The following is a 15,798-nucleotide window of genomic DNA, read 5'->3' as shown; positions in this document are numbered from 1 at the left end:
GGGTGAATTCCTCGACCCGGGGGCAGCCGACGCGGGCTCCGGCCTGGAGCGCGAGTTCCAGGAAGGCGGTGCCCGGGAGCAGTGCCCGGCCGCCGACGGCGTGGTCGGCGAGCCACGGGTGGGTGCGGGCCGACAGGCGGCCGGTGAGGAGCAGGCCGTCGCTGTCCGCGAGGACCACGACGGCGCCCAGCAGCGGATGGTCCGCGGGGGTCAGCCCGGCGGAGGCGACGTCGCCGACGGGCGCGGCGCCGTCCTCCAGCCAGTACGGGTCGCGTTGGAAGGCGTAGGTGGGCAGTTCCACCCGTCCGGGGCGGCGGTCGGCGAAGACGGTGTCCCAGTCCGGGGAGACTCCGCGCAGGTGGAGTTCGGCCAGGGACTCGGTGAACCGGCGCGGGCCGCCGTCGTCGCGGCGCAGGGTGCCCACAGCGGTGGCGTCGGCGCCCGCGTCCTCGGCGGTCTCCAGGACACCGACGGTGAGGACGGGGTGCGGGCTGCTTTCCAGGAGGACCTGGTAGCCGTCGGCGAGCAGGGCGCGGGTCGCCTGTTCGAAGCGGACGGTCCCGCGGAGGTTGCGGTACCAGTAGTCGGCGTCCAGGGCGGTGGTGTCCTCCAGCAGGCCGCCGCTGAGGGTGGAGTAGAAGGGGACGGCGGACGGGCGGGGGGTCAGTCCGTCGAGCCGGGCGAGCACTTCGGTGCGGATGTCCTCGACGTGGGCGCTGTGCGAGGCGTAGTCGACGGGGATGCGCCGGCTGCGGATGTCCAGGGCCGTCGTCCGGTCGAGGAACGCGTCGAGCGCGTCGGTGTCGCCGGAGACCACGGTGGAGGCGGGTCCGTTGACGGCGGCGACGGAGAGCCGGCCGTCCCAGGGTGCGAGGTGTTCGGAGACCTGTTCGGCGGGCAGGGCCACCGAGGCCATGCCGCCGCGGCCGGACAGGGCGCGGATGGCGCGGCTGCGCAGGGAGACGACCTTCGCCCCGTCCTCCAGGCTCAGCGCTCCCGCCACCACGGCGGCGGCGATCTCGCCCTGGGAGTGGCCGATGACCGCGCCGGGGGTGATGCCGTGGGAGCGCCACAGTTCGGCCAGGGAGACCATGACGGCCCACAGCACCGGCTGCACCACGTCGACGCGTTCGGCCGGCGGGGTGCCGGGGGCGCCGCGCAGGACGGCTTCCAGGGACCAGTCGACGAAGGGGGTCAGGGCACGCTCGCAGTCCGCGATGCGGGCGGCGAAGGCGGGGGCGGAGTCGAGGAGTTCGACGGCCATGCCGGCCCATTGGGATCCCTGTCCGGGGAACACCAGGGCGACTTCGCCGCCGGTTCCGGCGGTGCCGAGGACCAGGCCGGGGGCGGTGCGGTCGGCCACCAGGGCGTCGAGGCCGGCCCGGAACTCGTCGGGGTGGGCGCCGATCAGGACCGCCCGGTGCTCGTGCGCGGCGCGGGTCGTCGCGAGGGCGTGGCCGACCTCGGCGGGGCCGGGTCCGGGGTGGGCGTCGAGGTGGTCGCGGAGCCGTGCGGCCTGGGCGCGCAGCGCTTCGGCGGTGCGTCCGGAGAGCACCCAGGGGAGGACGGCGGGGGCGGCGGGTTCGTGGGCCTGTTCCAGGACGGGTTCGTCCGCCTGTTCCAGGACGACGTGTCCGTTGGTGCCGCTGACGCCGAAGGAGGACACCGCGGCCCGGCGCGGCCGTCCGGTCTCGGGCCAGGGCGTGTTCGCGGTGACCAGGCGTACCGCGCCCGCGGTCCAGTCGATCTGCGGGGACGGGTCCTGCGCGTGCAGGGTGGGCGGGACGGTACCGTGCCGCATGGCGAGGACGGTCTTGATGACGCCGCCGACGCCGGCCGCCGCCTGGGTGTGCCCGATGTTGGACTTCAGCGAGCCGAGCAGCAGCGGCTGCCCGTCCGCGCGGTCCTGCCCGTAGGTGGCCAGCAGGGCCTGGGCCTCGATCGGGTCGCCCAGCGGGGTGCCGGTGCCGTGCGCCTCGACGACGTCCACGTCGGCGGGGGTGAGTCCGGCGTTGGCCAGGGCGTGGCGGATGACGCGTTGCTGGGCGGGGCCGTTGGGGGCGGTGAGCCTGCTGCTGGCGCCGTCCTGGTTGACGGCGGTGCCGCGGATCAGGGCGAGGACCGGGTGGCCGTTGCGCCGGGCGTCCGAGAGGCGCTCCAGCAGGAGCATGCCGACGCCCTCGCCCCAGCCGGTACCGTCGGCGGCGGCGGCGAAGGACTTGCAGCGGCCGTCCCGGGCCAGGCCGCCCTGGCGGCTCATCTCCACGAACGGAACGGGTGTCGACATGACCATCGCGCCCCCGGCCAGGGCCAGGGTGCAGTCGCCGGCCCGCAGGGCTTGGGCGGCGAGGTGGATGGCGACCAGCGAGGAGGAGCAGGCGGTGTCGATGCTGACCGCCGGGCCCTCCAGACCGAAGGTGTAGGCGACGCGGCCCGAGGCGACGCTGTCGGAGCTGCCGCTGCCGACGTAGCCGGCCACGTCGTCGGGGACGTGGCGCAGCCGTACCGCGTAGTCCTGGTACATCACCCCGGCGAAGACGCCGGTCCTGCTGCCCCGCAGGGTCGCGGGGTCGATACCGGCCCGTTCGAACGCCTCCCAGGTGGTCTCCAGGAGGAGCCGCTGCTGTGGGTCCATCGCGAGCGCTTCGCGCGGGGAGATCCCGAAGAATCCGGGGTCGAAGTGCCCGACGTCGTCGAGGAATCCGCCCAGGGCGGTGTGGCTGGTGCCCTCGCGCAGTTGTTCCGGATCGTCCAGGTGGTCCAGGTCCCAGCCCCGGTCGCGGGGGAAGCCGGTGATGGCATCGGTGCCGTCGGTGACCAGGCGCCACAGGTCCTCGGGGGACCGTACGCCGCCGGGGTAGCGGCAGCTCATCGCTACGACCGCGATCGGTTCGCGGCCCGCTTCCTCGGCCTCGGTCAGGCGCCGGCGGGTGTGGTGCAGGTCCGCCGTCACGCGCTTGAGGTAGTCCCTCAGCTTGTCGTCGTTCACCATCGGGGGCCGCCGTCCTGGTTCGCGAGTCGGGTCGTTGTCATGACCGGCCGAGTTCGTTGTCGATGAGGTCGAAGAGTTCGTCGTCGCTGGCGCCGTCCATCCGGTCCTCGATGGAGGCGGCCGCTCCGGCCGCCGTGCCGTCGCCGTCGGCCGGGGTGGCCGCCGGGTCGTCGAGGCGGCGCAGGAGCTCCCGGAGCCGCCCGGCCAGCCGGTCGCGGTCCGCCGGGTCGTCGGGGAGGCCGTCGAGGGCGCCTGCCAGGCGGTCCGGTTCGGCCAGGCCGGGGAGCGGGCCGGGTCCGGCGTCGGGGAGCAGTTCGGCGACGAGGTGCGCGGCGATCGCGGCCGGGGTGGGGTGGTCGAAGAGCAGGGTGGCCGGCAGCGGGTGGCCGGTTGCGGCGCGCAGCCGGTTGCGCAGTTCCACCGCGGTCAGCGAGTCGAAGCCGACCTCCAGCAGGCCGCGTCCGGGCTCGACCGCGGCCGGGCCGCTGTGGCCGAGCACCAGGGCGGCGTGCGAGCGGACCAGGTCGAGCAGGACCCGGCCGCGCTGGGTCTCGTTGAGGGAGCCGAGGCGCTGCTTCAGGGCCTCGGCCCCGTCGGGGCCGGTGCCGGCCGCGGGGCCCGCGGCGCCGCGCCGGGCGGCGGGGCGCACCAGGCCGCGCAGCAGGGCGGGGACGCCGCCGGTGGCGGCCTGGGCGCGGACGGCCGCGGTGTCGAGCCGCAGTGGGAGGACGACCGGCTCGTCGAGGGTGCCGGCCGTGTCGAAGAGCGCCAGTCCCTGGGCCGGGTCGAAGGCGACGATCCCGCCCCGGGCGATCCGTCGCAGGTCGGCCTCGGTGAGCCCGCCGGTCATCCCGGTGCTGTTGGCCCACAGGCCCCAGGCGAGGGAGCGGCCGGGCAGCCCGTCGGCGCGGCGCCGGTGGGCCAGGGCGTCGAGGAAGGCGTTGGCGGCGGCGTAGTTGCCCTGGCCCATGCCACCGAAGATCCCGGCGATGGACGAGAACAGGACGAACTCGGACAGCTCCAGGCCGGCGGTGAGTTCGTGCAGGTTGATCGCCGCGTCCACCTTGGGGCGCAGGACGTGGTCCAGTTGCGCGGGCGTCATGGTGGCGACGACGCCGTCGGCCAGCACGCCCGCGGCGTGCACCACCCCGGTCAGCGGGTGCGTGGGGGGCAGGGCGGCCAGCAGGGCCGCGAGGGCGTCGCGGTCGGCGGCGTCGCAGGCGACGATCTCGGCGTGTGCGCCCAGGGCGGCGAGTTCGGCGAGGAGTTCCGCCGCGCCGTCGGCGGCGGGGCCGCTGCGGCTGGTCAGCAGCAGCTGCCGGACGCCGTGTTCGGCGGCGAGGTGGCGGGCGACGTGGGCGCCGATGGCGCCGGTGCCGCCGGTGATCAGGACGGTTCCGTCGCCGCCCCAGCCGGGGGTGCGCCCGGTGACGGCCAGCGGTACCCGGGCCAGCCGGGCGACGTGGACGGCTCCGGCCCGGATCGCGAGCTGGGGTTCCCCGGACGCGAGGGCCTCGGCGAGCAGCGCGGGCGGGTTCTCGTGGGTGTCCAGGTCCAGCAGGACGAAGCGGTCGGGGTTCTCGGTCTGCGCCGAGCGGACCAGGCCCCAGAGCGCGGCCGGGGCCGGGTCCGGGACGTCGTCGCCGGTCACCGGGACGGCGCCCGAGGTGACCAGGACCAGCTTGGCCCCGGCCAGCCGCTCCTCGGCCAGCCAGTCGCGCAGCAAGGCGAGGACCGTGCCGAGTCCGTCGTGGACCGCGTCGCGGAGGGTGCCGGGCGGCGCGGGCGGGCAGGCGGCCAGCACCAGGCGGGGCGGCGGGGCGCCCGCGTCGAGCAGTGCGGACAGCGCGGCGAGGTCGGTGACCGTGCGGCCGGGGAGCGTCCCGGTGCCGAGCACGGTCCAGGACTCCGGGTCGGAGGCGGTGCCGGCCGCCGTCGCGGCGCGCTCGGGCAGGGCCTGCCACTCGGGGCGGAACAGTTCCTCGTGGTGTCCGGCGCGGGTGGCCGTGAAGCGGTCGCGCGAGACGGGCCGCAGGACCAGGGAGCGGGCCGAGAGCACCGGCCGCCCGGTGGTGTCGGTCACCTGTACGGCGACGGCGTCGCGGCCGGTCGGGGTCAGCCGCAGCCGGAGTTCGGCGGCCCCGGAGGCGTGCAGGCGCACCCCGTTCCAGGAGAACGGCAGCCAGCCCTGCGCGGGCCCCTCCAGGACGTCGAACACCAGTGAGTGCAGGGCGGCGTCCAGCAGGGCCGGGTGCAGGCCGAACGCGGCGGCGTCCGGCCGCTGCTCCTCGGGCAGGCTCGCGAGGGCGTACACCTCGTCGCCGAGCCGCCAGGCCGCGCGCAGGCCCTGGAACGCGGGGCCGTAGGCGAACCCGCCGCCCGCGAAGCGGTCGTACAGGCCCTCCGTGTCGAGGGGGACGGCTCCGGGCGGCGGCCAGGCCTCGGGGTCCGCCGGGTCGGCCGGGTCGGCCGGGTCCGCGGCTCCGGTGGAGCCGAGCAGGCCGCTCGCGTGCCGGGTCCAGGGGGCGTCGGAGCCGTCGTCGGCGGCCCGGGCGTGGACGCTCAGCGGACGGGTGCCGGCGGCGTCCGGGCTTCCGACGGTGATCTGGAGAGCGACGGCTCCGCCCGCCGGGAGCACCAGCGGCGCCTCCAGGGTCAGTTCCTCGACCTGGTCGCAGCCGACCTGGTCGCCCGCGCGGACCGCGAGTTCCAGGAACGCGGTGGCGGGGAACAGCACCCCCTCGTAGACGCCGTGGTCGGCCAGCCAGGGGTGGCTGCGGACCGAGAACCTGCCGGTGAAGAGGAAGCCGTCGGAGTCCGCGAGTTCCGTTCCGGCGCCGAGCAGCGGGTGGTCGACCGCCTGAAGTCCGGCTGCGGGAAGTCCGGCCGCGGCCGGGCCGGCCTGCAGCCAGTAGCTGCCGCGCTGGAAGGCGTAGGTCGGCAGGTCGACGGCGGAGCCGGCCGGGCCGCCGGAGTGGACGGCGTCCCAGTCCACGGGGACGCCCGTGACGTGCAGCCGGGCCAGGGCGGCCGTCGCCGCGGGTGCTTCGGGCCGGTCCTTGCGCAGCAGGGGCACCAGCACCGGGCTGCCGGTGGCGCCGGTCAGGCAGTCCTGGCCCATGGCGGTGAGCGCGCCGTCGGGTCCGAGTTCGAGGAACGCGGTGACGCCGTCGCGTTCCAGGTGGCGTACGCCGTCCTGGAAGCGGACGGTGCCGCGCACGTGCTCCACCCAGTAGTCCGGCGAGCCGAGCTGCTCGGCGGTGGCCGGCTCGCCCGTCAGGTCGGAGATCACCGGGACGGCGGCCTCCCCCGGGACGATCCGGGCCACGACCTCGCGGAACTCGGCGAGCATCGGCTCCATGAGGGGCGAGTGGAAGGCGTGGGAGACCCGCAGCCGCCGGGTCTTGCGGCCGCGCGCGGCGAGCACGGCGGCGATCTCGTCCACCGCCGCCGCGTCGCCGGAGACCACGGTCGAGGCCGGGCCGTTGACCGCGGCGAGGCCGACCTCGCCCTCACGGCCCGCGAGCAGCGGCAGCACCTCCTCCTCCCCGGCGGCGAGGGAGACCATCGCGCCGCCCGCCGGGAGGGCCTGCATCAGCCGTCCCCGCGCGACCACCAGCGCCGCGGCGTCGGGCAGGGTGAACACCCCGGCGACGTGGGCGGCGGCCAGCTCTCCCACGGAGTGGCCGAGCAGCCGGTCGGGGCGCACGCCCCAGTGCTCGACGAGGCGGAACAGGGCGACGCCGAGTGCGAACAGGGCGGGCTGGGCGTACTCGGTCCGGTCCAGCAGGCCGTGGCCGGGGTCGCCGGGGGCCGCGTCGATCACCTCCCGCAGCGGGCGGTCGAGCAGCGGATCGAGTTCCGCGCAGACCGCGTCGAAGGCGTCGGCGAAGACCGGGAACCGTGCGTACAGTCCGGCGCCCATGCCGGTGCGCTGGCTGCCCTGGCCGGGGAACAGGAAGGCGGTCTTCGCGGCCGGGCCGGTGATCCCGCGCACCAGGTCCGCCGACGGCTCGCCGGCGGCGAGGGCGGCGAGCCCCTGGAGCAGGGCCTGCCGGTCCGTGCCGGTGAGGGCGGCCCGGTGTTCGAAGGCGCTGCGGTGCAGCGCAAGGGAGCGCCCCAGGTCCGCGACGGCGAGCGCCGGGGCCTGCTCCACGTGCCGGAGCAGCCGGGCCGCCTGCTCGCGCAGCGCGTCCGCGCCGCGGGCGGAGATCAGCCAGGGCAGGGCGGGCGCGGCGGGCGCGCCGGGCGCGGCAGGGACGGCGGTGGGCGCCGGGGCCGGTTCGGTGGGCTGTTCGAGGATGGTGTGGGCGTTGGTGCCGCTGACCCCGAAGGAGGACACCGCGGCCCGCCGGGGGCGGCCGGTCTCCGGCCACGGGGTGTCGTCGGTGAGCAGCCGGACGGCGCCGGCCGACCAGTCGACGTGCGGGGTCGGCGTGTCGACGTGCAGGGTGCGCGGCAGTGTCCCGTGCCGCATGGCCTGCACCATCTTGATGATGCCGGCGACTCCGGCGGCGGCCTGGCTGTGTCCGATGTTCGACTTCAGCGACCCCAGCCACAGCGGCTCCCGCTCGCCGCGTTCCCGGCCGTACGTGGCCAGCAGCGCCTGGGCCTCGATCGGGTCGCCGAGGGTGGTCCCGGTGCCGTGCGCCTCCACCGCGTCGACCTCGGCGGCGGTCAGTCCGGCGTCGGCGAGGGCCGCCCGGATGACCCGCTGCTGGGAGGGACCGTTGGGGGCGGTCAGACCGTTGCTGGCGCCGTCCTGGTTGACGGCCGAGCCGCGGACCAGGGCGAGCACCGGGTGGCCGTTGCGCCGGGCGTCCGAGAGGCGTTCCAGGACGAGCAGTCCGGCCCCCTCGGCCCAGGAGGTGCCGTCGGCGGCGGCGGCGAACGGCTTGCAGCGGCCGTCCTCAGCCAGCACCCGCTGCCGGCTGAACTCCACGAACGCGCCCGGGGTCGACATCACGGTCACGCCGCCGGCCAGCGCCAGCGAGCATTCGCCGGCCCGTAGCGACCGGGCCGCGAGGTGGACCGCGACCAGCGACGAGGAGCACGCCGTGTCGACGGTCACCGCGGGCCCTTCGAGGCCGAGGCTGTAGGAGATCCGCCCGGACGCCACACTGCCCGCGCTGCCGATGCCGAGGTAGCCCTCGAACTCCTCGGAGGGCTCGGTGACGCGCGACCCGTAGTCGTGGTGGCTGCAGCCGACGAAGACGCCGCTCGCGCTGCCCTTGAGGGAGAGCGGGTCGATGCCGGCCCGCTCGAACGCCTCCCAGGAGAGTTCGAGCAGCAGCCGCTGCTGGGGGTCGATGGTCAGCGCCTCGCGCGGGGAGATCCCGAAGAAGGCCGGGTCGAAGCGGTCGGCGTCGTGCAGGAACCCGCCTTCCCGCGCGTAGGTGCTGCCGGCCCGGTCCGGGTCCGGGTCGTAGAGGCCGTCCAGGTCCCAGCCCCGTCCGGTGGGGAAGCCGGTGATCGCGTCCCGTCCGCCCGCGACGAGCTCCCACAGCTCCTCGGGGGTGCTGACGCCGCCGGGGTAGCGGCAGCTCATGGCGACCACGGCGATCGCCTCGTCCTCGGGCACCGCAGCGGCCGCGGGCGGCTGCCCGGGGGCGCCGGGTGCCTCGGTGACGGGCGCCCCCGGCAGTTCGGCGCGCAGGTGTCCGGCCAGGGTGGTGGCCGTGGGGTAGTCGAAGGCCAGAGTCACCGACAGGCGCAGGCCGCTGGCCGCGGCGAGCCGGTTGCGCAGTTCGACGGCGGTCAGCGAGTCGAAGCCGATGTCCTTGAACGCCTGGTCGGGTCCCACCGCCTCGGGCCCGGGGTGGCCGAGCACGGCGGCGACCTCGCGGCGGACCAGGTCCAGCAGGGCCCGGTCGCGTTCCGCCGGGGGCAGTGCGGCGAGCCGCAGGGCCGGCGGCTCGGCGCCGTCGGCGCTGCCCCGGGACCCGGCCGCGGCGGCGAGCGCTTCCCGCACCTCGGGCAGGTCCCCGAGGGCGGCGCTGGGCCGGAGCGCGGTGAACGCCCGGGTGAAGCGGTCCCAGGCGAAGTCGGCGACGAGGACGGCCGTGTCGTCGTGGTCGAGGGCCTGGTGCAGCGCGATGGTGGCCACGGCGGGGTCCATGGCGGGCAGGCCGTCACGGATCAGCCGTTCGGCGACCGCTCCGGAGGCGAGGCTCTCGCCGCCCCACAGGCCCCAGGCCACCGAGGTGCCGGGCAGTCCGAGGTCGCGGCGCTGCCGGGCCAGGGCGTCGAGGTAGGCGTTGGCGGCGGCGTAGCTGCCCTGGCCGGTGCCGCCGAGTGTGCCGGCGAGCGAGGAGAACAGCACGAAGGCGGTCAGGTCGAGTCCCCGGGTGAGCGCGTCGAGGTTGCGTGCGCCGTCGAGCTTGGGGCGCAGGACGCCGGCCGCGCGTTCGGGGGTGATGGAATCGATCACCCCGTCGTCGAGGACGCCCGCGGTGTGCAGGACCGCGCGCAGCGGGCGCTCGGCCGGAATGCCGGCGAGCAGTTCCGCCAGTGCGTCGCGGTCGGCGACGTCGCAGGCCACCGCGGTGGCGTCGGCGCCGAGTCCGCGCAGTTCGGCGAGCAGGGCGTCGGCTCCCGGGGCCTGTGCGCCGCGCCGACTGGTGAGCAGCAGGTGCGCGGTGCCGGTGCGGGCGAGCCTGCGGGCGATCTGGGCGCCGAGGCCGCCGGTGCCGCCGGTGATCAGGACGGTGCCCTCGGGTGTCCAGTCGCGTGCGGGGGCGGTGTCGCCGAGTCCGGCGTGGACGACCCTGCGGCCGTAGACGCCGGTGGCGCGCACCGCCAGCTGGTCCTCGCTGTCGGGGTTGGTCAGGGCTTCGGCGAGCCGGGTCGCGGCCCGGTCGTCGAGCCGTCGCGGCAGGTCGACCAGACCTGCCCAGCGCTGCGGGTACTCGACGCCGGCGACCCCGCCGAGGCCCCAGGCCAGGGCTTGGAGGGTGCTGTCGATCCGGTCGGAGCGGCCGACCGACACCGCGCCCCGGGTGGCGCTCCAGAGCGGGGCGTCGGTGCCGAGGTCGCCCAGGGCCTGGAGGAGCGCGACGGTCAGGGTGAGGCCGAGGGGGAGCGCCGATCCGTCGCCGTGCGGTTCCTCGGCCAGGGCGAGCAGCGACAGGATTCCGGCGGGCGGCCCGTCGGCGCGGTCGTGGGCGTCGCGGAGCAGTGCGGCGAACCGCGTCCGGTCGGTCGCGTCGTGGCCGGCCTCGACCAGGACGGGGGTGGCGCCGTGTCCGCGCAGGGCGTCCGCGGCGAACGCGACGGCCGGGTCGTCGGCGGCGACGGCCGGGGCGACGAGGAGCCAGCTGCCGGTGAGCCGGGGCCGCTCGGGTGCAGGCAGGGGCTTCCAGGCGACCCGGTAGCGCCAGCTGTCGGCGGTCCGGTCGTCGGCGCGGCCGCGCGCCCACTCGGCGAGGGTGGGCACCAGGGAGGCGAGGGAGGCCCGCAGCTCTCCGTCCTCGACCCGCAGGGTGGTGGCGAGGGCGTCCAGGTCCGCGCGGTCGACCGCCGCCCAGAAGCCGGAGTCGGCCGGGCCGGCGCCGGTCGCGGCGGCCGTGCCGGCCGCGGCGTCGGCGGGCCCGCCGGGGGTGGCGTCCAGCCAGTAGCGCTGCTGCTGGAAGGCGTACGTGGGCAGGGGCCGCTTGCGCGCGCCGGTTCCGGCGAACACCGCGTCCCAGTCCACCGGCAGTCCGCGGACCTGGACCTCGGTGAGCGCGGCGAGGAAGCGGCCGGGGCCGCCCTCGGTGCGGCGCAGGGTACCGACGACGGCCCCGTCGCCGACCCCGGCCGCCTCGACGGCCTCCTGGATCCAGACGGTCAGCGCGGGGTGGGTGCTGCACTCGACGAAGGTGTGGTGCCCGTCGGCGACGAGCGCGTCGAGCGCCCGGCCGAACTCCACCGGCCGGCGCAGGTTCTCGTACCAGTACGCGGCGTTCAGGTCCAGGGTGTCCACGGGCCCGCCGCTGACCGTCGAGTAGAACGGGACGGCGGAGGTCCGCGGCGCGATGCCGCCGAGCAGGGCGAGCAGTTCCTCGCGGAGCTCCTCCACCTGGGGCGAGTGTCCGGCGAAGTCCACGCCGGGGACCGGCCAGGCCATGACGCCCGCCTCGGCGTACTGCTCGCGCAGCCGTTCCAGTGCAGCCGGGTCGCCGGAGACCGTCACCGACGTCGGCCCGTTGACAGCGGCGACGTCGAGTGCCCCGTCGTGGGCGGACAGTGCCTCGCGCACGGCTTCGACCGGCTGCGGCACGAACAGCATGCCGCCGCGTCCGGTCAGGGCGAGCAGGGCCCGGCTGCGCAGGGCGACGATCCGGGCCGCGTCGTCCAGCGAGAGCGCGCCGGCCACGCAGGCGGCGGCGATCTCGCCCTGGGAGTGGCCGACCACGGCGTCGGGGACGATCCCGTGCGCCCGCCACAGCTCGGCCAGCGACACCATCACCGCCCACAGCACCGGCTGCACCACGTCCACCCGGTCGAGCGGGGGCGCGTCGGGCGCGTCGCGCAGGACCGCGAGCAGCGACCACTCCAGGTGCGGGGCGAGGGCGCGTTCGCAGGCCGCGATCCGGTCGGCGAAGGCCGGGGCGTGGTCGAGCAGTTCCCGGGCCATGCCGGCCCACTGGGTTCCCTGGCCGGGGAAGACGAAGACGGTCCTGGCCGACCGGGCGACGATGCCTTGGACCAGGCCGAGTGCGCGCTCTCCGGCGGCCAGCGCGGCCAGGCCGACCAGCAGGGTCGCCCGATCGCCGCCGACGACGGCCGCGCGGTGCTCGAAGGCGGTCCTGGTGGTGGCCAGCGAGTAGCCGACGTCGGCGGACGGCAGCTCCGGCCGCTCCGTCAGGTACGCGTGCAGCCGCTCCGCCTGGGCCTTCACCGCCTCGGCGGTCCGCCCGGACAGGACCCACGGGACGGCGGCGGGTGCGGGCCCGGCGGGCAGGGCGGGTGCGGGCCCGGCGGGCGGCTGTTCGATGACGACGTGGGCGTTGGTGCCGCTCAGGCCGAACGAGGACACTCCGGCCCGGCGCGGCCGGCCGGTCTCGGGCCAGGGGGTGGCCTCGGTCAGCAGGGCGACGGCGCCCGCCGTCCAGTCGACGTTCGGGGTCGGCCGGTCGATGTGCAGGGTGCGCGGCAGTTCGCCGTGCCCCATGGCCAGCACCATCTTGATGATGCCGCCGACGCCGGCGGCGGCCTGGGTGTGCCCGATGTTCGACTTCAGCGACCCGAGCCACACCGGCCGGTCGGCCGGCCGGTCCTGGCCGTAGACGGCCAGGAGCGCGTCGGCCTCGATCGGGTCGCCCAGCCGGGTGCCGGTGCCGTGCGCCTCGACGGCGTCCACGTCGGCGGCCGACAGCCGGGCGTTCGCCAGCGCGTCGCGGATCACCCGCTGCTGGGCCAGGCCACTGGGCGCGGTCAGTCCGTTGCTCGCGCCGTCCTGGTTGATCGCCGAGCCGCGCAGCACCGCGAGTACCGGGTGGCCGTTGCGGCGGGCGTCCGAGAGACGTTCCAGGAGCAGCAGGCCCACGCCCTCGGCCATGCCGAAGCCGTCCGCCGAGGCGGCGAAGGACTTGCAGCGCCCGTCCTCGGCGAGCCCGCGCTGCCGGCTGAAGCCGGTGAACGACAGCGGGGTGCCCATCACCGTGGCGCCGCCCGCCAGGGCCAGCGTGCACTCGCCCGAGCGCAGCGACTGCGCGGCGAGGTGGACCGCCACCAGTGACGAGGAGCAGGCCGTGTCCACGGTCACGGCGGGCCCCTGGAGGCCGAGCTGGTAGGCGACCCGCCCGGACAGGACGCTGGTGGAGATGCCCGCGATGAACAGGCCCTCCAGTTCCTCGGGGATGTCGCGCAGGGTGCCGCCGTAGCCCTGGTAGGAGGCGCCGGCGAAGACGCCGGTCGGGGTGCCGCGCAGGGTGGACGGGTCGATGCCGGCGCGCTCGATCGCCTCCCAGGAGGTTTCGAGCAGCAGTCGCTGCTGCGGGTCCATGGCGAGGGCCTCGCGCGGGGAGATCCCGAAGAACCCGGGGTCGAAGCGGTCCGCGTCCCTGACGAATCCGCCCGCGGCGGCGTAGCTCCGGCCGGGCCGGTCGGGGTCCGCGTCGTACAGCGTGTCGAGGTCCCAGCCCCGGTCGGACGGCAGCCCGGAGACGGCGTCGTGCCCGTCCGCGACCAGGCGCCACAGGTCCTCGGGGGTGCGGACGCCGCCGGGGTAGCGGCAGCTCATGGCGACGATCACGATGGGGTCGTCGTCGGCGGCGGGTGGCGCCGTCGGGGGCTGCCGGACGGTGGCGGGCTCCTCGGCGGCACCCAGCAGTCCGGTCTCCAGGCGTCCGGCGAGCGCGGTCGCCGACGAGTAGTCGAAGACGACGGTGACCGGGAGCCGCAGGCCGGTGGCGGCGTTGAGTCGGTTGCGCATGTCCACGGCGGTCAGGGAGTCGAAGCCCAGGTCGCGGAAGGCGCGGCCGGGGGCGACCGCGTCCGGCGAGTCGTGGCCGAGGACGGCGGCCGCCTGGGTCCGGACCAGGTCGACCAGTACCCGGGTCCGCTCGGCCGCCGGGAGCGGCGCCAGCCGGTCGCGCAGCGCCGAGGGCGTTCCCTGGACCCCGGTCCCGCCGGTCTCCGGTCCGGCGGCCAGCGCGCTGCGCACCTCGGGGAGTTCCCCGATCAGCGGGCTGGGGCGCGCCGAGGTGAAGACCGTCGCGAAGCGGTCCCAGTCGATGTCGGCGACCACGACCACCGTCTCGTCGTGGTCCAGGACCTGCTGGAGCCCGGTGATCGCGACCGCGGGCGGCATGAAGAGCACGCCGTGGCCGCGCAGGGTCTCCTCCGCCAGCTCGGCCGCCATCCCGCCGGCCCCGCCCTCGGGGCTCCAGATGCCCCACACCACGGAGGTCGCGGCGAGGCCGCGGCTCCTGCGGTCCTCGGCGAGGCCGTCGAGGTAGGCGTTGGCGGCGGCGTAGGCGCCGTGGACGGCGCTGCCCCACACCCCGGAGATGGAGGAGAACAGCACGAACGCGTCGAGCGTGTCCCGGTCGAAGAGCAGGTCCAGGTTCCTGGCCCCGCCGACCTTGGCGTGGAGGGTGTCGGCGAACTCGTCCGCGTCGGTGTCGGGCAGTGGCACCAGCAGCCCGGCCCCTGCGGCGTGGAAGACGGTGCTGATCCGGTGGCCGTCCTGTTCGAGGCCGTCCTTGAGCTCGCGCAGGGCCTCCAGGTCGGCGACGTCGCACGCGGTCAGGGTGACCCGGGTGCCGAGGGCGGCCAGTTCCTCGGAGAGCTCCGACGCACCCGGCGCATCCGCGCCGCGCCGGCTGACCAGCACCAGGTGCCCGGCTCCCCGCCGGGCCAGCCAGCGCGCGATCTGCGCGCCGATCCCGCCGGTGCCGCCGGTGATCAGCACCGTGCCCCCGGGCCGCCAGCTCCGCCGCGGCGCGGTGTCGCCCAGAGCGGACCGGACCAGCCGCCGGCCGTGGCAGCCGGTGGCCCGGACGGCCACCTGGTCCTCGTCCCCGGCCTGGCCGGCCAGCACCCGGCACAGCCGCCCGGCGGTGTCCGGGTCCAGGACCTCAGGGAGGTCGACCAGACCGCCCCAGCGCTGCGGGAACTCCAGCGCGGCGACCCGGCCCAGGCCCCAGAGCAGGTTCTGCGCGGCGCTGACCGCGCTCCCGGTGTCCGTACCCCCGACCGACACCGCCCCGCGGGTCGCCCACCACAGGGGCGCGTCGATCCCGGCGTCTCCGAGGGCCTGCAGCAGGGCCAGGTTGAGCGCGGTGCCCAGCGGGACGGAGGGGTGCGCCGAGTGCGGGCGCTCGTCGAGGCCCAGCAGCGACAGCACTCCCGTCACCGGGCCGGGCAGCGCGTCGAGGGACGCGCGCACTCGGTCGGCCAGCACGGCGCGGTCGGCCGCCGCCTCGGTGATCCGTAGGTGGACCACCGAGGCCCCGGCCTGCTCCATGGCGTGGGCGGTCGCCTCCGACCGGCGTGTCCCGTCCTCGGACTGGCCGTCCGACGACAGCACGAGCCAGTTGCCGTCCAGGGCGACCGGGAGACCCTCGGGCAGGGCCCGCCAGGTCACGCGGTAGCGCCAGGAGTCGACCACCGAACGCTCGGTGCGCTCGGTGCGCCAGCCGGCGAGCGCGGGGAGCACCACGTTCAGCGGGTCCTCGGGCGCCACCCCGAGGGCGGTGGTGAACCGGTCCAGGTCGCCTCCGCCCAGGGCCTCCCAGAAGTCGTCGCCCGCCGCGGACGTTCCGGACGGACCGCCCGCCGCGGGGCCGGTGTCCTCCAGCCAGTACGGGCGACGCTGGAAGGGGTAGGTGGGCAGGGAGACGCCGCCCGGACGGTGTCCGGCGAACACCCGGTCCCAGTCGGGCAGCAGGCCGCCCACGTGGGCCTCTCCCAGGGACGTCAGGAAGCGGTCGAGGCCGCTCTCGCCGCGCCGCAGCGTGCCCACGACCACGGCGGGGCCCTGCGCGGAGCCGGCGGTGTCGGCCGCGTCGGCGGTCTGCTGGACGCCGAAGGTGAGCACGGGGTGCGGGCTGGACTCGACGAAGAATCGGAAGCCCTCCCCCAGCAGCGCCGCCGTGGCCTGCTCGAACTCGACGGTCTCCCGCAGGTTGCGGTACCAGTACTCGGTGTCCAGGGACTTCGTGTCCAGCCAGCCGCCCGTCACCGTCGAGAAGAACGGCACAGAACCCGCGAGAGGGGTGATCCCGTCCAGGTCGGCGAGCAGCCGCTCGCGGACCTCCTCCACATGCGCGGAGTGCGACGCGTAGTCGACCTCGATCAGCCGCGCCCGCACACCCTCC

General features: G+C 76.3%; 2 protein-coding genes. Both read right to left on the bottom strand.

All coding sequences use genetic code 11. From position 1 onward, the window contains the following. Positions 1-2,992 (bottom strand): type I polyketide synthase (locus ACIQOV_RS04435; protein ID WP_401044779.1); only part of this gene is annotated, 2,992 nt, incomplete at its 3' end. Positions 2,993-3,029: 37 nt separating this feature from the next. After that, on the bottom strand, positions 3,030-15,798 hold a 12,769-nt coding region (locus ACIQOV_RS04430), incomplete at its 5' end, for a type I polyketide synthase (RefSeq protein ID WP_401044777.1).

Source organism: Kitasatospora sp. NPDC091257, from assembly GCF_044757675.1.
In the GTDB taxonomy this organism is placed as follows: domain Bacteria; phylum Actinomycetota; class Actinomycetes; order Streptomycetales; family Streptomycetaceae; genus Kitasatospora; species Kitasatospora lactacystinica.
The sequence above is the reverse complement of the archived record's forward strand: the minus strand, read 5'-3'. Positions and strand labels throughout refer to the sequence as shown.